The organism is Streptomyces anthophorae (genome assembly GCF_049310305.1).
In the GTDB taxonomy this organism is placed as follows: domain Bacteria; phylum Actinomycetota; class Actinomycetes; order Streptomycetales; family Streptomycetaceae; genus Streptomyces.
This window is the reverse complement of record NZ_JBLWQQ010000001.1, coordinates 96,439-116,974: the sequence shown is the minus strand read 5'-3', so window position 1 is coordinate 116,974 and position 20,536 is coordinate 96,439. Positions and strand designations below refer to the sequence as shown.

General features: G+C 71.8%; 21 protein-coding genes. 16 read left to right on the top strand and 5 right to left on the bottom strand.

The window, feature by feature from the left end; genetic code table 11:
- Window positions 1-11 precede the first annotated feature (11 nt).
- On the top strand, window positions 12-1,487 hold the full coding sequence (locus tag ACNYS0_RS00475) for a sulfatase family protein (protein WP_422482392.1): 1,476 nt from the start codon (window positions 12-14) through the stop codon (window positions 1,485-1,487).
- Entirely contained in the window at window positions 1,484-2,392 is a 909-nt protein-coding gene (locus ACNYS0_RS00470; protein ID WP_422470591.1) for a formylglycine-generating enzyme family protein, read from the top strand. Before ACNYS0_RS00475 ends, ACNYS0_RS00470 begins: the two co-directional genes overlap by 4 nt.
- Here the strand turns inward: ACNYS0_RS00470 and ACNYS0_RS00465 are convergent.
- Both ACNYS0_RS00465 and ACNYS0_RS00460 read right to left on the bottom strand, forming a co-directional pair.
- Window positions 2,380-3,075, bottom strand: a complete 696-nt coding sequence (locus tag ACNYS0_RS00465) for a B3/B4 domain-containing protein (RefSeq protein WP_422470590.1) — start codon at window positions 3,073-3,075, stop codon at window positions 2,380-2,382. The genes ACNYS0_RS00470 and ACNYS0_RS00465 overlap by 13 nt on opposite strands.
- A gap of 34 nt (window positions 3,076-3,109) precedes the next feature.
- Window positions 3,110-3,946 carry an EamA family transporter gene (locus tag ACNYS0_RS00460; protein ID WP_422470589.1) on the bottom strand — a complete coding sequence of 279 codons (837 nt, stop codon included), beginning with the start codon at window positions 3,944-3,946 and terminating at the stop codon, window positions 3,110-3,112.
- 159 nt (window positions 3,947-4,105) lie between these two features.
- On the opposite strand from ACNYS0_RS00460, the gene ACNYS0_RS00455 reads away from it, so the two are divergent.
- From ACNYS0_RS00455 to ACNYS0_RS00440, 4 genes are all read left to right on the top strand, one after another.
- Window positions 4,106-4,678, top strand: coding sequence for a helix-turn-helix domain-containing protein (locus ACNYS0_RS00455; protein ID WP_422470588.1), 573 nt, complete (start codon window positions 4,106-4,108; stop codon window positions 4,676-4,678).
- 135 nt (window positions 4,679-4,813) lie between these two features.
- Window positions 4,814-6,202, top strand: coding sequence for a C4-dicarboxylate transporter DctA (gene dctA / locus ACNYS0_RS00450; protein WP_422470587.1), 1,389 nt, complete (start codon window positions 4,814-4,816; stop codon window positions 6,200-6,202).
- An 84-nt stretch (window positions 6,203-6,286) separates the two neighbouring features.
- A complete protein-coding gene (locus tag ACNYS0_RS00445) occupies window positions 6,287-7,192 on the top strand; it encodes a LysR family transcriptional regulator (protein WP_422470586.1) in 906 nt (301 codons plus the stop codon).
- Window positions 7,193-7,356: 164 nt separating this feature from the next.
- Window positions 7,357-8,439 carry a tartrate dehydrogenase gene (locus tag ACNYS0_RS00440; RefSeq protein ID WP_422470585.1) on the top strand — a complete coding sequence of 361 codons (1,083 nt, stop codon included), beginning with the start codon at window positions 7,357-7,359 and terminating at the stop codon, window positions 8,437-8,439.
- A gap of 129 nt (window positions 8,440-8,568) precedes the next feature.
- Here the strand turns inward: ACNYS0_RS00440 and ACNYS0_RS00435 are convergent, their stop codons facing one another.
- Window positions 8,569-9,567 carry an endonuclease/exonuclease/phosphatase family protein gene (locus ACNYS0_RS00435; protein ID WP_422482390.1) on the bottom strand — a complete coding sequence of 333 codons (999 nt, stop codon included), beginning with the start codon at window positions 9,565-9,567 and terminating at the stop codon, window positions 8,569-8,571.
- Window positions 9,568-9,587: 20 nt separating this feature from the next.
- Entirely contained in the window at window positions 9,588-10,277 is a 690-nt protein-coding gene (locus ACNYS0_RS00430; protein ID WP_422470584.1) for a M15 family metallopeptidase, read from the bottom strand.
- 87 nt (window positions 10,278-10,364) lie between these two features.
- Between ACNYS0_RS00430 and ACNYS0_RS00425 the strand changes: the two genes are divergently transcribed.
- From ACNYS0_RS00425 to ACNYS0_RS00380, 10 genes are all read left to right on the top strand, one after another.
- Window positions 10,365-11,054 (top strand): response regulator transcription factor, encoded by a 690-nt coding sequence (locus ACNYS0_RS00425; protein WP_422470583.1) that lies wholly within the window; start codon window positions 10,365-10,367, stop codon window positions 11,052-11,054.
- Window positions 11,047-12,129 (top strand): sensor histidine kinase, encoded by a 1,083-nt coding sequence (locus ACNYS0_RS00420; protein WP_422470582.1) that lies wholly within the window; start codon window positions 11,047-11,049, stop codon window positions 12,127-12,129. The genes ACNYS0_RS00425 and ACNYS0_RS00420 overlap by 8 nt, the downstream gene beginning before the upstream one ends.
- 69 nt (window positions 12,130-12,198) lie before the next feature.
- Window positions 12,199-13,710: an MFS transporter gene (locus ACNYS0_RS00415; protein WP_422470581.1), complete on the top strand. Its 1,512-nt coding sequence runs from the start codon at window positions 12,199-12,201 to the stop codon at window positions 13,708-13,710.
- Window positions 13,707-14,264 carry a TetR/AcrR family transcriptional regulator gene (locus tag ACNYS0_RS00410; RefSeq protein ID WP_422470580.1) on the top strand — a complete coding sequence of 186 codons (558 nt, stop codon included), beginning with the start codon at window positions 13,707-13,709 and terminating at the stop codon, window positions 14,262-14,264. Before ACNYS0_RS00415 ends, ACNYS0_RS00410 begins: the two co-directional genes overlap by 4 nt.
- 116 nt (window positions 14,265-14,380) lie before the next feature.
- Window positions 14,381-15,097, top strand: coding sequence for an MIP family channel protein (locus tag ACNYS0_RS00405; RefSeq protein WP_422470579.1), 717 nt, complete (start codon window positions 14,381-14,383; stop codon window positions 15,095-15,097).
- An 85-nt stretch (window positions 15,098-15,182) separates the two neighbouring features.
- Entirely contained in the window at window positions 15,183-15,797 is a 615-nt protein-coding gene (locus ACNYS0_RS00400) for a DNA polymerase ligase N-terminal domain-containing protein (protein WP_422470578.1), read from the top strand.
- Complete coding sequence (ligD, locus tag ACNYS0_RS00395; RefSeq protein ID WP_422470577.1) at window positions 15,794-16,798, top strand: non-homologous end-joining DNA ligase; 1,005 nt, start codon at window positions 15,794-15,796, stop codon at window positions 16,796-16,798. Before ACNYS0_RS00400 ends, ligD begins: the two co-directional genes overlap by 4 nt.
- Before the next feature lie 2 nt (window positions 16,799-16,800).
- The gene (locus ACNYS0_RS00390; RefSeq protein WP_422470576.1) at window positions 16,801-17,448 is read left to right on the top strand and encodes an HhH-GDP family DNA glycosylase; all 648 of its coding nucleotides are present in this window, start codon (window positions 16,801-16,803) and stop codon (window positions 17,446-17,448) included.
- A 56-nt stretch (window positions 17,449-17,504) separates the two neighbouring features.
- A complete protein-coding gene (locus ACNYS0_RS00385; protein WP_422470575.1) occupies window positions 17,505-18,161 on the top strand; it encodes a GntR family transcriptional regulator in 657 nt (218 codons plus the stop codon).
- Window positions 18,162-18,212: 51 nt separating this feature from the next.
- Window positions 18,213-19,490, top strand: coding sequence for an MFS transporter (locus tag ACNYS0_RS00380; RefSeq protein ID WP_422470574.1), 1,278 nt, complete (start codon window positions 18,213-18,215; stop codon window positions 19,488-19,490).
- Here the strand turns inward: ACNYS0_RS00380 and ACNYS0_RS00375 are convergent.
- Window positions 19,468-20,427 carry an Lrp/AsnC family transcriptional regulator gene (locus ACNYS0_RS00375; protein WP_422470573.1) on the bottom strand — a complete coding sequence of 320 codons (960 nt, stop codon included), beginning with the start codon at window positions 20,425-20,427 and terminating at the stop codon, window positions 19,468-19,470. The genes ACNYS0_RS00380 and ACNYS0_RS00375 overlap by 23 nt on opposite strands.
- Window positions 20,428-20,536: the final 109 nt, after the last annotated feature.

Genomic DNA, 20,536 nt, shown 5'->3' with positions numbered 1-20,536 from the left:
TGCGCCACAACATGCTCTTCCTGATGACCGACCAGCACCGGGTCGACACCCTCGGTGCCTACGGCAACCCGCACGTGCGCACCCCGAACCTCGACCGGATCGCCGCCGAGGGCACCCGCTTCGACAGCTGCTACACACCCACCGCCATCTGTACCCCGGCCCGCGCCAGCCTGCTGACCGGCGCGGCCCCCTTCCGGCACAAGCTGCTCGCCAACTACGAGCGGAACGTGGGCTACTTGGAGGACCTCTCCGACGGCCAGTTCACCTTCGCCGAGCAGCTGAAGGGCGACGGCTACAACCTCGGCCTGATGGGCAAGTGGCACGGAGGTGTGCAGCGCACCGCCGCCGACTACGGCTTCGAGGGACCGAACCTGGAGGGCTGGCACAACCCCGTCGACCACCCCGACTACCTCGACTACCTCAAGGAGCGGGGCCTGCCCGAGTACGCCATCAGCGACCGGATGCGCGGCACCACCCCCAACGGCAGCCCCGGCAACCTCCTCGCGGCCCGCCTCCACCAGCCCGTCGAGGCCACCTTCGAGTACTACCTCGCCACCCGCACCATCGAGATGCTCCGCCGGTTCGCCGAGCACGAGCGCGGCGGCGAGGGCAACCCGTTCTTCCTCGCCACCCAATTCTTCGGCCCGCACCTGCCGTACATCCTGCCGAACGAGTACTTCGACATGTACGACCCGGCCCTCGTCGAACTGCCCGCCTCCATGGCCGAGACGTTCGCGAACAAGCCGCCGGTGCAGAGCAACTACAGCCAGCTGTGGGCCTTCGACACCATGCCGATCGAGGACAGCCGCAAGCTGATAGCCGCCTACTGGGGCTATGTCACCCTCATCGACGAGCAGATCGGCCGCATCATGCAGGCCGTCCGCGACCTCGGTCTCGACGAGCGCACCGCCGTCTGCTTCACCGCCGACCACGGCGAGTTCACCGGCGCCCACCGCCTGCACGACAAGGGCCCCGCCATGTACGAGGACATCTACCGGATCCCCGGACTGCTCCGCGTCCCCGGCGGCGAGGCGGGCCAGGTCCGCGACGAGTTCGTCTCCCTCACCGACTACACGGCGACGATCCTGGAACTGGCCGGCGCCGACGCCGCTCCTGCGGTCGACAGCCGCAGCCTGCTCCCGCTGGCCCGTGGCGAGCACCCCGAGTGGGACGAACACCACCTCGCCGAGTACCACGGTCACCACTTCCCGTACCCTCAGCGCATGCTGCGCACCCGGCGCTACAAGCTCGTCGTGAACCCCGAGTCCCACAACGAGCTGTACGACCTGGAAGCCGACCCGGACGAGTTGCAGAACCGGTACGAGCACCCCGAACTGCGCGAAGTGCGCACGCAGTTGATGCACCGCCTGTACCACCTGCTGCGCGACCGCGGCGACAACTTCTACCACTGGATGACACCGATGTACGACGTGCCGACCGACTACGACACGACGCTGTCCGCGTTCGAGTCGGAGGGCGTGGCGTGAAGAGCTGCTGCTCGCCCTCGCGCGAGGGCGGCCCCGAGGCCACGGGCGCGGGGCCGGTCGCCCGCACGCTCGCACCCCGCGACGAACCGGCCTACGACACCCGCGTCGACCTGCCCGGCGGCACCTTCCGCATGGGCAACGAGGACTCCGAGGCGAACCCCGGCGACGCGGAGGGGCCGGTGCGCGCGGTGCGTGTGAAGGCCTTCGCCATCGACGCGTACGCCGTCACCACCGCCCGCTTCGCCGCGTTCGTCGAGGCGACCGGACACCGCACCGAGGCGGAACGCTTCGGCTGGAGCTATGTGTTCGCCAAGTTCCTGCCGGGCCACCTGCGCAAGATCTCGCCGCGCCCCGATGCCACCCCGTGGTGGTGCGGCGTGGAGGGCGCCACCTGGCGCACCCCCGAAGGCCCCGGCAGCGACCTCGAAGGCCGCTGGGACCACCCCGTCACCCACGTCGGCTGGTCCGACGCCGCCGCTTTCGCCAAGTGGGCGGGCGGCCGGCTGCCCACCGAGGCCGAGTGGGAGTACGCCGCACGCGGCGGCCTCGACCAGGCCCGCTACGCCTGGGGCGACGAACTGACCCCCGGCGGCGAGCACATGTGCAACATCTGGCAGGGCATCTTCCCCACCAAGAACACCGCCGAGGACGGCTACGCGGGCACGGCCCCCGTCCACGCCTTCCAACCCAACGGCTACGGTCTCCACAACGTCGCGGGCAACGTCTGGGAGTGGAACGCCGACCTGTGGGAGCCGGGCGGCGACCCGAACACCCGCGTGATGCGCGGCGGTTCGTACCTGTGCCACCACTCGTACTGCAATCGCTACCGCGTGGCCGCCCGCACCTCCAACACGGCGGACAGCACCTCGGGCAACACCGGGTTCCGGGTGGCCTACGCGGTCTGACCCACGTACTCGACGGTGACCTGCTCGGCGTGCGGCGCGAGCAGGTCGCGCAGTTCCTCGGCCGCCGCCTTCAGCAGGTGCCCGTCGCGGTCCGCGCGCACGGTCTCCATCAGGAACGCGACCCGCGTCGAGTCCTCGGTGACACACGTGCGCTGCGCGTCGCGGTGGTTCCAGTGGCGGGTCAGTACGCCGGTGGTGTCCGCGTAGATGATCTCGCCGGGCTTGGGGTGCTCGACGGTGTCGGGCTCGCCGAGCGGGGTGAACTCCTCGGTGCCGTCCGCGTAGCGGATCTCCACCACGTCGCCGGTGACATGGTCGAGGTCGAAGGCTCCGGCGGGCAGGCCGTGGCGCACGGAGACGGCGTTGTAGGAGTCGACCGCCGGATTGATGCGCGGCAGCGCGCCCTTCTTCGCCATGCGGCGGCCGAGCGCGTCGACGCTGGGCCGGATGCGGCGCGGGTTGGTGCCGAAGGAGCGGTACGCGGTGTGCCACGCCTCGATGCGCGGGTCGGACTCGTCGGCGGGCTGCCACGAGCCGTCGGCGAGCTCGCGCTCCAGGACCTCGACTGCGGTGACGGTCGACGGCCAGAGCTCGTGTCCGCGCAGGCCAGTGGCCGTGACGACGGCGATCCGGGTGTCGGGGAAGGCGTCGGCGACGGCGGGGGTGAGGTGGAAGGCGGGCATCGGGGACTCCGTATCTGGGGGTGAGGAGAGAGGGTCAGGTGAGGGCGAGGAGGCTGACGGCGACGGCGGCCGTGCCGAGGCCCACCAGCTGCCCCCGGTGGATCCGTTCCGCCAGTACGCCGCGCGCGAGCAGCACCGTACCGGCCGGGTAGAGGGCCGTGATGACGGCGACGACCGCGAGGTCGCCGCTGCGCGCCGCCAGCAGGAACAGCAGGTTGGCGATCGAGTCGAGCACACCCGCGGCCGCCGAGATGCCGTACGCGGGCTTCTCCGCCCCGAGCCGCCTGGACAGGACGCCTGCCGCGCCCAGCGTGACGAGCGACGACACCGCCCTGCCGACGATCAGCGGTGCCACGCCACTGTCCGAAGGGGCCTGGTGCAGGCAGACCAGCTGGAGCGCGATGGCCGCGCCCGCCCCGAAGGCGAGCAGCAGCGCCGTGCGCGAGGGGCGGGACGAGCCGACGCCGCCCCCGGCGCTGACCAGGACCACGGCGATCAGCGCCAGCGGCAGCCCGACGAGCCCCGCCGTGGCGAGGTGCTCGCCCTGCGCGAGCCCCACGGAGACCGGCAGCGCGGCGGACACCAGCGCCGTCACGGGGGACAGCACGTTCATCGGCCCGATGGCGAGGGTCTTGTAGAGCAGCGCGAACGCGGCGGCCGAGGCGACACCGGAGGCCACGCCCCAGCCCACGGCGGCCGAACCGAACGAGGCGCCGAGGAACGGCCACAGCAGCAGCTCGACCGCGAGGCTGGCGGGAGCCGCGACCATCACGGTGCGCAGTACGTGCGCCTTCCGGGCGCCGAGGCCGCCGAGGAAGTCGGCGCATCCATAGGCGAGAGAGCTGCCCAGGGCCAGCAGCAGAGCGATCACGAGACTTTCCCTTGTCATCCTTGCGCTGGGCATCCGTACAACATCCATACGCTTCAGTGGAACGACCAAACCGTACAATGAACCGACCGTGACGTGTCAACCGAACGACCGCGCGGTACATTCCATTGGCCAGTCGGTGGTGAAGCGGAAGGTGGTCAGGTGACCGAGACAGAGGCAGCCCTGCGCACGCTCGCGCACAACGTCAGGACGGCCCGCTCGCGCGCGGGCCTCTCCCTGGACGAACTCGGCCGCCGCGCCAAGGTCAGCAAGGGGGCCCTGGTCGGCCTGGAGAAGGCGCAGGGCAATCCGAATTTCGCCACCCTCGTCCGGCTCGCCGACACCCTCGGCGTCTCGGTGTCGGCCCTGCTGGAGGGGCCGGCCGAAGGGCGCGTGCGGGTCGTGTCGTCCGACGAGGTCATGCCGCTGTGGGTCGGGGAGAGGGGTGGCGAGGCCCGGCTCATGCTGACGACCACGGGCGCCTCCCCGGTCGAGGTGTGGCGCTGGCGCCTCGAACCGGGCGAGGAGTATCCGAGCCACCCCCACCAGGCCGGCGTCGTCGAGACGGTGAGCGTCACCAGCGGCCGGATGGTCCTGGTCGTCGACGGCGGCGAACATCCCGTGGCGGCCGGGCAGACCGCCACCTTCGACGGGGACGCGGCGCACACCTACCGCGGCGCGGGCGAGGGAACCTGCCACCTGATCATGACGGTGCAGCTGCCGGCGGGGTCATAGGCGCCACCTATCCGGGGCATCGATTTTTGGTCGTGGACCTCCGTGCACGCAAACCGCTTCACTGACGCGGTAGTTGGGGCGGCGCCGGACGGGCCCGGTGCCGCAGCTCCCAGCCGTGCCCGGATGGAGGTTGCAATGACGCATGCCCCGGACGCCGCCGCAGGCGCCACCCCCACGGTGAAGACCAGGCCGTGGTACCGGCAGCTGTACGTACAGGTGCTGGCGGCGATCGTCGTCGGCATCGTGCTCGGCTGGCGGTGGCCCGACCTGGGCACGGCGATGGAACCGGTCGGCACGACCTTCGTCACGGCGATGAAGATGCTGATCGCGCCGATCGTCTTCCTGACCGTCATCGGCGGCATCGCGGGCGTGGCCGACCTCAAGAAGGTGGGCCGCACGGGCGTCAAAGCGCTCGTCTACTTCCAGGTCGGCACGATCGTGGCGCTCGGCTTCGGCCTCCTCGCCATCAACCTGTTCCCCCTCGGTCAGGGTGTGCACGCGGATGTCGGCGACCTGCACACCTCCGGTGACGCGAGCCAGTACGTTCAGCAGGGCGAGGAGCAGCACTGGTGGGAGTTCCTCACCAACCTGGTGCCGGACAGTTTCTTCGGCGCGTTCGTCGAAGGTGACATCCTCCAGGTCATCTTCCTCGCCGTGATCTTCGGGATCGCCCTGAAGATGGTCGGTCCGGTCGGCGAGCCGATCATCGCGTCCGTCAACCGCCTCACCGAGGTGGTCTTCAAGGTTTTGTCCTTCGTGATGAAGGCGGCACCCGTGGGCGCCTTCGGCGCGATGGCCTTCGCGATCGGCAAGTTCGGCCTGTCCACGCTGACCAGCCTCGGCTCGCTGATCCTGCTGTTCTACGTCACGTCCATCGTGTTCGTCGTCGTGGTCCTCGGCGCCGTCCTGTCCCTGTACGTGAAGCTGAACCTCTTCCAACTGCTGCGCCACTTCAAGGAGGAACTGCTGCTCGTCCTCGGCACCTCGACGGCCGAGCCCGCGCTGCCGGGACTGATGCGCAAGCTCCAGTTCATGGGAGTCGACCGGTCGACGGTCGGCCTCGTGGTGCCGACCGGCTACAGCTTCAACCTCGACGGCGCCGCGGTCTATCTGTCCCTCGCCACCCTCTACATCGCCCAGGCCACCGACACCACGCTCTCCCTCGGCCAGCAACTCGGCCTGCTGGCCGTCATGTTGCTGACCTCCAAGGGGGCGGCCGGGGTCGCGGGCGGCGGGTTCATCGCGCTGACCGCGACCCTGTCGACCGTGGGACATGTGCCCGTCGCGGGCATCATGCTGATCTTCGGCATCGACAAGTTCATGTCCGAGTGCCGGGCCCTGGTCAACTTCTGCGGAAACGCCGTCGCCACCCTGGTCGTCGCCCGCTGGGAGAACGCCCTCGACCTGGAGCGGGCGCGCCGTGTGCTGGCGGGGGAGCGGGTCGAGGAGCCGCCCGCGGCCCCGGCCGGGGCGACGACGGTGCCCGTGCAGCAGTCGGTGCCCGCGCCCGCCCCGCCGGTCTGAGCCCCGGCCGCGCGCACTCCCCGCAAGGGCGACCTGTCGATGTGTCGATAGGTTGCCCTTATGGCGGCAGGCGGAGGAGGCCGGATGGACGCGCGGCAATTGCAGTACTTTCTCGCCATCGTGGAGCACGGCGGCTTCAGCAGAGCGGCCGCCGCGCTCCACGTGGCGCAGCCCTCGTTGTCGCAGGCGATGGCCAACCTGGAGGCGGACCTCGGTGTCTCGCTCTTCCACCGGATGGGCCGCGGCGTCGTCCTGAGCGAGGCGGGCGCCGAACTCCTGGAGCCGAGCCGCCGCGTACTGCGCGACCTGGCCGCCGTACGCGAACGGGCCGCCGCCCTCACCGGACTCGGCAGCGGCACCGTCGAAGTGGCCACCATGCCCTCACCCGGCATCGAACCCATGGCCACGCTGATCCACCGGTTCGCCCAGCTGCACCCGGATGTCACGGTCAGCACCCGGGCCGCCTTCACCCCCGAGGAGACCGTCGAACTCGTCCGCAGCGGCGCCTGCGAGCTGGGGCTGCTCGGCGCCGACAAGCCGGTGACCGCGCCCGGCATCGACATGCTGCCCGTGGAGGAACAGCCGTTCGTCGTGGTGGGCGCGGCCGACGGGCCCTTCACCGACGGCGCCGTGCTGCACCCCCAGGACCTCGCCGGGCACAAGCTGATCGCGTCCCGCCCCGGAAGCCTGATGCGCGGCATCGTCGACGACATCACGGCCCGCAGCGGGGACACCGAGATCGTCGCCGTCGTCGACCATCGCACCTCCATCCTCCCGCTCGTACTCACCGGCGTGGGCATCGCCGTGCTGCCCGCGGCCTGGACCCGGCTCGCCCGCCGCTGCGGCCTCGCGGTCGCCTCGCTCGTGCCGACCGCACACCTGCACGTCGCCATGATCAGCCTGCCCGCGCATCTCACCCCCGGGGCGCGCGCCTTCCTCGAACTGACCCGCTCGTTGGCCGAGCGCCGTGCGCGGACCCCGTCGACGTAACGCCTCGGGAGAGGGCGCGGCACCTATCAGTCGCGCCTATGTGTCGCATCGGAAGCATGTCTTGGACGCCCCGTGAACCGGCCTGTTGACTCGGGAACACACCAACCGCCGCCCGGCCAGGCGCTCTTGAGCACGGGCGTTTCCCGCACTTCCTGGAGGCCCTCGTGTCCGAGACCCGCACCTTCCGCATCGCCGCCGTCCCCGCCGACGGCGTCGGCACCGAGGTCGTGGCGGCGGGCCGCGCAGTCCTGGACGCCCTCGCCGCCGGTTCCGACGGGTCCTTCGCCTTCGACTGGCAGGAGTTCGACTGGGGCTGCGCGTACTACGCCCGTACCGGCAAGATGATGGCCGACGACGGTCTCGACCAGCTCAAGGACTTCGACGCCATCTACTTCGGCGCGGTGGGCTGGCCCTCGGTCCCGGACGACGTCAGCCTGTGGGGTCTGCGCCTGAAGATCTGCCAGAACTTCGACCAGTGGGCGAACGTCCGCCCCGTGCACTTCCTGCCCGGCGTGCTCAGCCCGCTGCGCAAGGCCGACGACACCGAGCTGGATTGGGTCGTCGTCCGCGAGAACAGCGAGGGCGAGTACGCGGGTCTCGGCGGCCGCAACCTGTCCGGCCGCGGCCCGGGCGGCGAAGTGGCCGTCCAGTCCTCGCTGTTCACCGAGGTGGGCTGCGAGCGCATCATCCGCTTCGCCTTCGACCTGGCCCGCACCCGCACGCGCCGCAAGGTCTCCTCCGTCACCAAGTCCAACGCCCAGCAGTACGGGATGGTGCTCTGGGACGACGTCTTCAAGCGGGTGGCCGCCGAGTACCCGGACGTGGAGACGGAGAGCGTCCTTGTCGATGCCATGTCGGCGAAGTTCGTGCTCAAGCCCGAGGACCTGTCCGTCGTCGTCGCCTCCAACCTCAACGCCGACATCCTCTCCGACCTCGGCAGCGCCCTGGCCGGCAGCCTCGGCCTCGCGGCGAGCGCCAACCTCAACCCGGAGCGGCGCTTCCCGAGCATGTTCGAGCCGGTGCACGGCTCGGCCCCGGACATCGCCGGGCAGGGCCTCGCGAATCCGATCGGCGCGGTCGGCAGCGCCGCGCTGATGCTGGAGCACTTCGGCCTGCCCGACCAGGCGGCCCGCCTCAACAAGGCCATCGAGACCGTCACCGGCGCCGGGACGCTCACCCGTGACGTCGGTGGCACCGCCACCACCGAGGACGTCACCAAGGCGCTGATCGACGCGCTGGCCGACTGACCCCCGTACGTACGGCGACACGAGCGTCCCGGCCGGTCCTCGGGTCGCGCCGACAGGCCGGGACGGCCGCTCCGAAGCGGCCACCCCCGGTGCCGGGCCCTCCTTGTGGGGCCCGGCACTCGCCGTTTCCTACCAGCTGATGCCGGCCGCCACCGGCCGGTGGTCGCTGCCCGTCGCGGGCAGCACCCAGGAGCGGTCCGCCGTGACGCCCCGGAGCAGGATCTGATCGATGCGCACCACCGGGAAGTCCGCCGGATAACTGAAGCCGAAGCCGTCCCCCGCCTGCTCCTGCGCGGATATCAACTGTGTGGTGAGACCGGCGAACGCACGGTCGTCCATCGTGCCGTTGAGATCCCCGAGCAGCACCACCCGCTTGCTGTCCTCCGCGGCGATCGCCTCGGCGAGGGCCTGCGCGTTGCGGTCCCGGCTGTCCGTCCAGAAGCCGCCCCGGGGCATCACGCGTACCGAGCCCAGGTGGGCCACGTACACCGCGACCGGACCCCGGTCCGTGGCGACCGTGGCACGCAGCGCCCGGTTGCAACCCGCCTTCACGGCCGCGGACTTGGTGGCGCCCAGCGGCCCGACGTCGATCCTGGTGTCGACCGGCTCGACGCCGGACAGCGGCAGCTTGCTCCACAACCCGACCGTCCCCTGCACCGTGTGGTGCGGATAGGCCGCGGCCAGCGCCTTCTCGTACGTGCCCCGGGCCTGCGCCGTGATCTCCTCGAGCGCGAGCACATCGGCCCCGGAGGCGGCCAGATCGCGGGCCGTGCCCGCCGGGTCGCGGTTGTCGGCGCCGACGTTGTGGCTGACGACGGTGAGGTCGCCGGCGTCCGCGTGCGCCTTGTCGCCGAGGACGCCACCGAAGAGCCCCGCCCACACCACGGCCGGCAGCAGCACCGCCACCACCGCGGAGGCCGACCGCCGCCACAGCGCCCCGGCGAGGAGCACCGGCACCAAGAGACCGAACCACGGCAGGAAGGTGTCCACCAGACTGCCGATCCCCCCGCGGTCCGTGACGTGCGCGTGCAGCAGCAGAAGCAGCCCGAGCAGCAGGGCGAGGGCCGCGAGCACCCGGCCGCGCTTCCAGGGGCCGGGTCGGGAGAGGGCACGGAGCGACCGGCTCATTCGTGTGCGCTTGCTGTCGGTCACTTCTGCATCCTCGGGTCCTCGGTGGGGTCGGCGTAGGGGGTCGGGCAGCCGTGATCGGCGGCCTCGGGACGGAGTTCGTAGTGCCAGGGCTCGTTGTCGTAGATCCGGCAGAGCCCGTACGCGGCGCCGTGTGCGGACAGCCACGCCGTCGCCTCGGAGCGCCCGAGGTCGACCGCGTCGCCGGACACATGCGGCGAGGTATCGGCGGTGGCCACCCACCGGGCGGCCTCGGCCTCGGAGCCGTACTTCGAGACCGCCTCGTCGAGCAGCCGGTTCTGGTACTCGGGGGAGCGCCAGCCGCTGTTGACGTGGAACGTGACGCCGTCGTCGGAGGCGTCCGTCGCCGCCTGGCGGAGGGACTTGAGCAGGTCCGGGCCGAGCCTGCCGACGGCCGGGACGGTGTCGTCGAAGACCGTCACGCCGTCGGGGACCGCGCCATCGGCCTCGCCCACCGCGTTCTGCCCGCCGCGCTCCCGAGAAGCCATGGGGGAGGGCACCGAGGCGGACGAAGGCGTCGGGGGAGCCTTCGTCGGCGGCGAGGCCGACGAGGTCCTGGGCGACCGAAGGCCGAGGACCGTGGCGATCACCGCCGCGGCGACGGCGAGACAGACGGCGAGGCCGACGGTGAGGAGCAGCGGGCGCTTCCGGCCGGCCATGGGTGTGCGAAACATGGGCGTACGAGTCATGCCGCCAGTCAAGACAGCGTGATGTTGCCCCAACGTCTGCGTTTTTCGATATGCCGCCGATACACGCCGACTCGTAGCGTGAAGGGCATGCGTGTGCTGATTGTTGAGGACGAGCGGTATCTGGCGGAGGCCGTGCGCGACGGGCTGCGCCTGGAGGCGATCGCCGCCGACATCGCGGGGGACGGGGACACCGCCTGGGACCTGCTGAGCGTCAATACGTACGACATCGCCGTCCTCGACCGCGACATCCCGGGGCCCTCCGGAGACGAGATCGCGGGCCGCATCGTGGCCTCGGGCAGCGGGATGCCGATCCTCATGCTGACCGCGGCCGACCGCATCGACGACAAGGCCTCGGGGTTCGAACTCGGCGCCGACGACTACCTGACGAAACCGTTCGAGCTCCAGGAACTCGTGCTCAGGCTGCGGGCGCTCGACCGCAGACGCGGTCACAGCAGACCGCCCGTGCGGGAGAGCGCGGGCGTGCGCCTCGACCCGTTCCGCAGGGAGGTCTACCGGGACGGCCGGTTCGTCGCGCTGACCAGGAAGCAGTTCGCCGTGCTCGAAGTCCTCATGGCCGCCGAGGGCGGAGTCGTCAGCGCCGAGGAACTCCTCGAACGTGCGTGGGACGCGCACGCCGACCCGTTCACCAACGCCGTCCGCATCACCGTCTCCGCGCTGCGCAAACGGCTCGGCGAACCCTGGATCATCGCCACCGTGCCGGGCGTCGGCTACCGCATCGACGTGCGGCCGCAGGGCGGGAGCGAGGACCGTGCCTAGGGAGCGCGGGCTGAGCGTCCGCCTCAAGCTCACCCTGAGCTACGCCGGGTTCCTCATGGTCGCCGGCGGCCTGTTGCTCGCCGCCGTGGGGTTCTTCTTCGTCCGAGAGGGGTGGCTCCAGACCAACGAGCAGGGAGCCTGGCGAGTGAGTCCGGGCACCACCTTCGTGCGCGGGTTCGCCCCGCTGGCGGCTGGGGTGATGGTGTTCCTGCTGGTGTTCGGCCTCCTGGGAGGGTGGCTTCTCGCCGGCCGTATGCTCGCCCCCTTGAACCGCATCACCGACGCGACCCGCACGGCCGCGACCGGATCGCTCTCCCACCGCATCCGGCTGCCGGGCCCCCAGGACGAATTCCGCGAACTCGCCGACGCCTTCGACACCATGCTCACGCGGCTCGAGGCCCATGTTGCCGAACAGCGCCGCTTCGCCGCCAACGCCTCCCACGAACTGCGCACCCCGCTCACCGTCTCGAAATCGCTCCTCGACGTGGCCCGCGCCGACCCCGAGCGCGACACCGAAGAACTCGTCGACCGGCTCAGCGCCGTCAACACCCGAGCGATCGACCTCACCGAGGCGCTGCTCCTGCTCAGCCGTGCCGAACAGCGCGCCTTCACCCGTGAGGACGTCGACCTCTCCCTCCTGGCCGAGGAAGCCGTCGAGACGCTCCTCCCGCTCGCGGAGAAGAGCCGCGTCGCCCTCGAAACCAGCGGCGACATCGCCCGCGCGTCCGGATCGCAGCCGCTCCTGCTGCAACTGGCCACGAACCTCGTGCACAACGCGATCGTCCACAACCTGCCCGAGCGGGGCACCGTATGGATCACCAGCGGCGTCCGCCCCGGCTCAGTGGTGCTCACGGTCGAGAACACCGGCGAGACGCTGGCCCCGGACCTGGTCGCCACCCTCACCGAACCCTTCCAGCGCGGCACCGAGCGCGTCCGGAGCGACCACCAGGGTGTCGGTCTCGGTCTCGCCATCGTCCAGTCCATCACCCGCGCCCACGACGGCACGCTCACCCTCACCCCGCGCGCCTCCGGCGGCCTGCGCGTCACCGTGGAACTCCCGGCGGCCGACATGTGAGGTCGGCCACCGAAACCGCCCCGAGGGCCAATAACGGTCAAGAACCCCAGGTCACCATGTCATCATGCGATGACATCGCTTGATGACATGAACGGGAAGACCTTGCAGCCCTCCATATCAGTGCCCGCGCCGAGCCCCGCCCCGCCGCTGCGCCACCCCCGCGCGCTCGTGCCGGTGCTGGTCAGCCTCGGAATGCTGGTGGCCGTCGTCAGCAGCCTCGGCGCCCCGCTGATCCCCACCATCGCCGCCGAGGACCACGTCGCCGTCTCCACCGCACAGTGGGCGCTGACGGTCACCATGCTGGTCGGCGCCATCGCGACCCCCGTCATGGGACGGCTCGGCGACGGGCCGCACCGCAAGCGCGTCATCCTCGGCGGGCTCGCCGCCGTCTTCGTCGGCAGCCTGCTCGCGGCGCTGCCGGTCGGATTCGCCTGCCTCCTGGTGGGCCGCGCGCTTCAGGGCGTCGGCATGGGCCTGGTCCCGCTGGCCATCGCCACCGCGCGCGACGCGCTGCCGCCCCACAAGGCGCGCGGAGCGGTCACGACGCTGTCGCTGACCACCGCGGCGGGCATCGGCCTCGGCTACCCGATCACCGGGCTCTTCGCGGAGTACCTCGGCATGTACGCCGGATTCTGGTTCGCGCTCGGGACGGCGGCCGCGGCGTTCCTCGCCGCGCTGATCGTGGTGCCCAGGCCCCCGCACCGGCCCAGCACCCCGATGGACGTACCCGGAGCGCTGCTGCTCGCCGGCGGCATGGCGGCGCTGCTTCTCGCGCTCGCCGAGGGGGAGCGGTGGGGCTGGCTGTCCGCGCGGCTCCTGGCGCTGGCCGTCGCGGCGATCGTCCTCCTCGCGGGCTGGATCGCGCACTCGCTGCGCTCCACGCACCCCCTCGTGCGTGTCCGCCTCGTCAAGGACCGCGGCGTCCTCGTCGCCAACCTGACCACCATGGTCGGCGGCGTCGGCACGTATCTGCTGATCTCCCTGGTGACCCGGTACGTGCAGACCCCCGAGGCCGGCGGCTACGGCTTCGGCGCCTCCATCGTCGTCACCGGCCTGCTGCTCGTGCCGTTCTCCGCGGCCAGCCTCGTCACCGGGCGCCTGGTGCGGGCGATGGGCCGGGCCGCGACCCCCGCCCGGATGCTGCCGCTCGGCTGTCTGCTCTCGCTCGGCTCGCTCGTCTGCTTCCTGCTCGCCCGCTCCAGCCTGTGGGGCATCGGCGCGATGATGGCGCTCGCCGGACTCGGCGTGGGTGTCACGTTCGCCGTCACGCCCGGCCTCATCGTCGGCGGTGTGCCCGCGGCGGAGACCGGCAGCGCGATGAGTTTCAATCAGGTCGTGAAGTACATCGGATACTCGACCGGCAGCGCGCTCAGCGCCGTCGTCCTCCAGGCCTCCACCCCGCTCGGCGCGGCCCTCCCCACCGACGACGGCTACCGCAACGCCGGACTCGTCGGCTGCGCCGCGTTCCTCGCGACGGGGGTCATCGCCGTCGCGCTCACCCGGGGCGGCGCCCGACCGCGCCCCTCACTCGTCGCGGCGGGCGGCACCGCCGAGGCCCGCACCGAACCGAGCCGCACATGACAGGCGAGGCCCCCGACCGGCGCCGCAACAGCGCCCGCAGCCGCGACGCGCTGCTGCGGGCGGCCACCGAACTGTTCTCCGAGCGCGGCTACGACCGCACCACCATCCGCGAGATCGGCGAACGGGCCGGCGTCGACGCCGCCCTCATCTCCCGCTACTTCGGCAGCAAGGCGCTGCTGTACGTGGAGGTGCTGCACGCCGAACACGGCGACTCCGTGCCGGACGACCTCCTCACCGGACCCCGGCTGCGCGAGGTCGCCGCACGCGCGGAGCGGCGCGGCCCGGTGCCGCTGCTGCGCGTCGCCGTGCAGTCCTCCAGCGACCAGTCCGCGCAGGACGCGGCCCGCGCCGCGCTCCAGGCCCGGCTCGTCGAGCCGCTGCGCGCCCGCTTCGTCCGCGAGGGCCGCGACCGGCCCGGACTGCGCGCCGACGTCCTGGTCGCCTCCGTCGCGGGCGTACTCCTCGCCCGGCACTCCGGCGCCTTCGACGACCTGGCGGACGCCGACCTCGACGCCGTCGTCGACATACTCCTGGAGGCGTGGGGCAGCGACTGACCCGCACCTTTCACCCGACTGGCGGTATCCAAACCGCCTCGCTCTGCGCCGACCGGCAAGGCACGTGAGCCTCGCAAGTAACTGTCCGTACTTTCGAGGTGGTGGAGATGCAGGAGATGCAGACGCGAGCTCTCATTTCGGAATTCCTCGGCACGTTGCTGCTGGTGTTCTTCGCCGTCGGATCGGCGGTCCTGGGCGCCCAGTTCATCGGCACCCTCGGCATCGCCCTCGCCTTCGGCTTCACGCTGCTCGCCCTGGCGTACGCCCTCGGCCCGATCTCGGGCTGCCACGTCAACCCGGCCGTGACGCTGGGCATGCTCTGCGCCCGCCGCATCGACGTCGCGACCGCCGTCCGCTACTGGATCGCCCAGTTCGTCGGCGGCATCGTCGGCGCGGCCCTGCTGTTCCTGCTCGCCAAGCAGGTGCCGGGTCTCCAGACCAAGGGGGCGTTCGGCTCCAACGGCTACGGCGACCGCTCCGACGTGCACATCAACATGGGCGGCGCGTTCCTCGCCGAGGTCGTGCTCACCTTCCTCCTCGTGTTCGTGGTGCTCGCCGTGACCCACCGCGTGGCCGTGGTGGGCTTCGACGGACTGCCCATCGGCATCGCCCTCGCGGTGATCCACCTGGTCGGCATCCCGCTCACTGGTACGTCCGTCAACCCGGCGCGCAGCCTCGGCCCGGCGATCTTCGCCGGCGGCGACGCGCTCTCCCAGCTCTGGCTGTTCATCGTGGCGCCCCTGGTCGGCGGCGTGATCGCGGCCCTCGTCCACCAGCTCACCCACCCCACGGGCGAGGAGCGCACGATCGCCGACGAGGCGTCCGCGGCCTGATCGATCGCGGCGGCCGTGTGCTCGTGACGATCACGGGTACCCGGCCGCCGCGGAAGAGGAGCGGCCCCGACGGAAGGGAGCGGCCGTGAGCGGGAAGGACCGGCTCGGGACCTATCGCGGCAATCGGAACTTCGACGCGACCGCCGAGCCCGCCGGCGAACAGAGCACGGACAGGGACGGGGAGGAGCCGGTGTTCGTGGTGCAGATCCACGACGCGAGCACCATGCATTTCGACTTCCGCCTGGAAGTCGACGGCGTGCTCAAGTCCTGGTCGATCCCGAAGGGGCCCTCCACCGATCCCCACGACAAGCGGCTCGCCCTGCCCACCGAGGACCACCCTCTCGACTACCGCGACTTCGAAGGGGTCATCCCGCACGACGAGTACGGCGGCGGCACCGTCATCGTCTGGGACCGCGGCACCTACAGCCCGGCCGCTCACGACAAGAAGAACCGGCCCGTGCCGTTCGACGAGGCGCTGGAGAACGGCCACGCCACGTTCGACCTGCACGGCGAGAAACTGCGCGGCCGCTACGCGCTCACCCGCTTCAAGGGCCGCGAGGACAAACCCACCTGGCTCCTCGTCCGTGAGGGAACCGGCGGCAGCGGCGGCACCCCCGATCCGCGGCGCGCCCGCTCGGCCCGCAGCGGCCGCACCCTGCGCCAGGTCGCCGAGGAGGCCGAAGGCGGCGACGACACATGACAGGACTCCTCGACACCCTCCCGCCCGACCTGGAGAAACGCATTCGCGACGCGGCTCCCGGCGTGGAACTCGCGGCCTCCCCGATGCTGGCGACGCTCAGCGACCGCCGCGAGTTCGCGAAGGGCTGGCTCTTCGAGCGGAAGCTGGACGGCATCCGCGTCCTCGCCGTCCGCGAGAACGGCCGCACCACGATCCGTTCCCGCTCGGGCCGCCGCCTCGACGCCACGTATCCCGAGATCGTCGAGGCCCTCGACGCGCAGGACGCCGCGGACTTCACCGTCGACGGCGAGATCGTCGCGTACGCGCACGGCCGCACCGACTTCTCCCGCCTCCAGCAGCGCATGGGACTGACCAAGCCCCGGGAGGTCGCGGCGAGCACCGTCGCGGTGAAGTACTACGTGTTCGACCTGCTGCGTGTCGACGGCGCGGACGTCCGCCGCCTTCCGCTGCGCACTCGCAAGTCCCTGCTCCGTAAGACCCTCACCTTCACCGACCCCCTCCGCTTCAGCACCCACCGCAACGAGGGCGGCGCCGAACTCCTCGCCGACGCCTGCGGGCGCGGCTGGGAGGGACTCATCGCCAAGCGGGCCGACAGTACGTACCAGCCGCGCCGCTCCGGCGACTGGCTGAAGCTGAAGTGCGCCCACGGGCAGGAGTTCGTGGTCGGTGGCTTCACCGAGCCCACCGGCAGCAGAGAGGGCATCGGCGCACTGCTGATCGGCTACTACGAGGGCGACCGGCTGCGCTACGCGGGCAAGGTCGGCACCGGCTTCGACCGGCGCACCCTCCTCGCCCTGCGCGAACAACTCGACGAACTCCAGCAGTCCCGCTCCCCGTTCACCGACCGCGTCGCCGAACGTACCGCGCACTGGGCGCGGCCACGGCTCGTCGCACAGATCGAGTTCTCCGAATGGACCCGCGACGGCATGCTGCGCCACCCCCGCTACCAGGGACTGCGGGACGACAAGGACCCGACCGACGTCGTCAGGGAGCACACGTAACCATGGCAAGCGACAAGAAGGTGCTGCGCGAACTCCTCGCCACCGAGGGCAGGACCTACGCCGCCGAGGCGGGCATCCGCCTCAAGAACACCCCACAACCCCTCTACCGCACGCTCGTCCTCGCGAGCCTGCTCAGCGCCCGCATCCGCGCCTCGGTCGCGGTCGCCACGACACGCGCCCTGTACGGGGCGGGCCTGCGCGACCCGCGCAGCATGGCCGAGGCGACCTGGCAACAGCGCGTCGACGCACTGGGGGAGGGCGGCTACCGCCGCTACGACGAACGCACCGCGACCCAACTCGGCGAGGGCGCCGAACTGCTGCTGGACCGCTGGGGCGGCGACCTGCGCACGATGCGCGAGGAAGCCGACGGCGACGAGAAGCGGATCCGCGCCCTCCTGCGCGAAACCCCGGGCCTCGGCCCCACGGGAGCGAGCATCTTCCTGCGCGAGGTCCAGGACATCTGGCCGGAGTACGCCCCGTTGCTCGACGCCAAGACCCTCCAGGGCGCGGAACGCCTGGGTCTCCCGAAGAACCCCACCACCCTGACCCGCCTCGCGGGCGACACCCCACGGGCCGAACTGTCGGCGGCCCTGGTGCGGGCCGCGCTCGACAAGCACGTGGTGGAGGAGTGCCTGGAGCGGGCGGCCTGAACGCAGGGGAGGGGGCATAGATACAAGCTTGTATCTATGCCTGCTAGGGTCCAGGCATGCCCCGGACCCAGCCACACCAGACGAAACCGACCTCGGCGGCCACCACGGTCTACGCCGTCACCAAGGAGCTGATCCTCACCGGTGAGCTGCCCGGGGGCAGCCTCATCAGTGAGGGGGAGATCGCCGAGCGCGTGCAGGTGAGCCGGACCCCCGTGCGGGAGGCGTTCCTGCGGCTCGAGTCCGAGGAGCTGCTGACGCTGCATCCCAAGCGCGGCGCCGTCGTCGTGCCCGTCCCGCCGGGGGAGGCGGCGGACGTGCTGGAGATGCGGCAGGCCGTCGAGCAGTCGGCCGCCGAACGCATCGCGCGCGTCGGGCTCGCCCCCGAGGACGAGGAGCGGCTGCGTGAACTCATCCGCCGTCAGCGGGAGTTGGCGGGGGAGGGGGACGTACGCGCCTTCGCCGTCGCCGACGAGGCCTTTCACCGGGGCGTCGTCGAGGCCTCGGGGAACGCGATCGCCGCCCGTTTCTACGCGACCCTCGGCGACCGGCAGCGCCGCATGAGCGTCTCCGCGCTCGGCCACCGTCCCGAGCGGCTGCCCGGCCTCGCCGACGAACACGAGGCGCTGCTCGGCCACCTCCGCGCCCGGGACGGCGCCGCGTTCGCCGAGGCACTGCGCGCGCACCTCGCCGCGACGCACGGCCCCCAGCACTGAACAACCCCAGCACCGCACACCCCCCACCCCCGAAAGAGCCCTGCCCTCACGATGCTCGACACGCACACCACCCAGCAGCCGGCCGCCCCGGCGGCTGCTCCCGTACGCCCCGGCCAGTGGCGGACCGTCGCCGCGGCGATGTTCGTCTGCGGCTGGGGCGGCAACCAGTTCACACCGCTCCTGCTCATGTACCGCGAACTGGGCGGCTATTCGACACTCAGCGTCGACGCCTTCCTCGGCGCCTACGTCGTCGGCCTCGTCCCCGGGCTCCTGCTCGCCGGGCCGATATCCGACCGGCGCGGACGACGACCGGTGATGATCGCCGGGGCCGTCGCCTCCATCCTCGCGAGCCTCGTCCTGTGCTTCGGCGAACACAGCGCCTGGCCCATCTACGTGGGCCGCCTGATGACCGGCGTCGCCGTCGGCATCGCCATGGCGGTGGGCAGCAGCTGGGTCAAGGAGCTGTCGACCGGGGCGGACGCGGGTGCCGCAGCGCGCCGCGCCTCCCTGTGCCAGACGGCCGGCTTCGGCCTCGGCGCGGGTGTCGCCGGAGCCCTGGCCCAGTGGGGCCCGTGGCCGATGGTGACGCCCTACGTCGTCCACATCGCGCTCACCGCCGCCGTCCCGGTGCTCCTGCTGCGCATCCCGGAGACCCGGACCGCGGTGCGCGGCGCGGCGGGCTCGCTCCGGGAGCTGCTTCGTGCACTCGCCGCCGACCTGCGCATCCCCGCCCCGGCCCGCCGCCGCTTCCGCTGGGTGGTCCTCCCGATGGCGCCCTGGGTGTTCGGCGCCGCCGGACTCGCCTACGCGGTGATGCCCCAGCTCGTCGACAACCGGGTCGGCCACTGGGGCCTCGCCTACGCGACCGCGCTCACGGTGCTGACCCTGGGCACCGGCGCCGCCGTGCAGCCGCTGGCCAAGTGGCTCGACGGCCGCAAGGGCTCCCGCGGCGGACGGGCGCCGGTCGCGGCCATGTCGGTCATGCTGCTCGGCACCGTGCTGTGCGCCGTCAACGCCGCCGTGCTGTCACCGTGGCTGGCCGGTGCCGCCGCCGTCGCGCTCGGCGCCGGATACGGCATCGCCGTCGTCTCCGGGCTCCTGGAGATCCAGCGGATGGCGGGACCCGACGACCTCGCGGGCCTGACCGGCATCTACTACACGCTCGCCTACGCCGGGTTCCTGCTGCCCACCGTCCTCGCGACGCTGTCGGCATGGCTGCCCTATTCGGTGATGCTCGCCGCGATCGCCCTCGTCGCCCTCGGCTGCCTCGTGCTGGTCACCGTCGGAGGGCGCGCCACGCGGGAGGTCAGCGCCCCGGCTCGTACGTGAGCTGCTTGACCTGACGCACGAACAGGGCGCTCTCCACGGACCGCACGCCGGAGAGCGCCCCGATGCCCTCGCTCACATAGGTGTACAGCTCGCGGGTGTCGCGGTGCACGGTCGCGGCGAACACCCCGGCCGTCCCGGTCACCGCCGCGGCGAACCGCACCTCCGGGTGCGCCGCGAGCGACTCGCCCACGGAGGCGAGCGCGGAGGGGGCGACGGTCAGCCACAGCGCCGCCATCACCGAGCGGCCGAGCAGTTCGTGGGTGTGCTGGACGTCGAAGTAGAGGACGCCGCTCGCCCGCAGCCGGTCCAGGCGGCGCTTGACGACCGACTCCGACTGGCCCGCGGCCGCCTGGAGCTCGGTGAGCGCCACCCGGCCGTCCCGGCGGAGCAGCGCGAGGAGCGTCTCGTCGACCTCGTCGGGGACCGGCGGGGGAGCGGACGGTTCGGCGGTCGGCGCCCGCAGCGCGGCCTCCTGCTCCGCGTCCAGCGCATTGATCTTGTTGAGCCAGCCGACCGGGCCGCCGTAGAAGGGGTGCAGGACGCACTGTGCCGTCGCCGAGGTGACGAGGGGCGTGCGCTGGAGACGGGCCAGGAGCAGCTCGTCCTCCTGACCGCCGCGCGGCTTGATCGAGCACAGCACTTCCGTGCCGCCGGAGAGCAGACCCACGTACGACGTGTCGGCGCGCCGCGCGAGGGCCCCCGCCAACTGCTCCGCGCCGTCCGGGGCACAGCGCAGCCGCACCAGCCAACTGCTGCGCCCGAGCAGCGCCTCGTCGGTGACGCCGATGACCCGCAGACCCACACTCCCGCGCAGCCGGCGAAAGCGCCGGGCGACGGTCTGGTCGGAGACGCCGAGGACTGCCGCGATCCGGCTGAAGGGCGCCCGCCCGTCGAGTTGCAGCGCCTGCATCAATTGCAGGTCGAGTGCGTCGAGCACGGGCGGCTCCGATGGGGCGTTGTCGTGACGTATGGGCCTACGCGTGATCGTAAAGGAGCCGGGAGGGGCGGCGGGCGGCGGCACCTGCGCGAAGGCAGCGGCGGCCTCG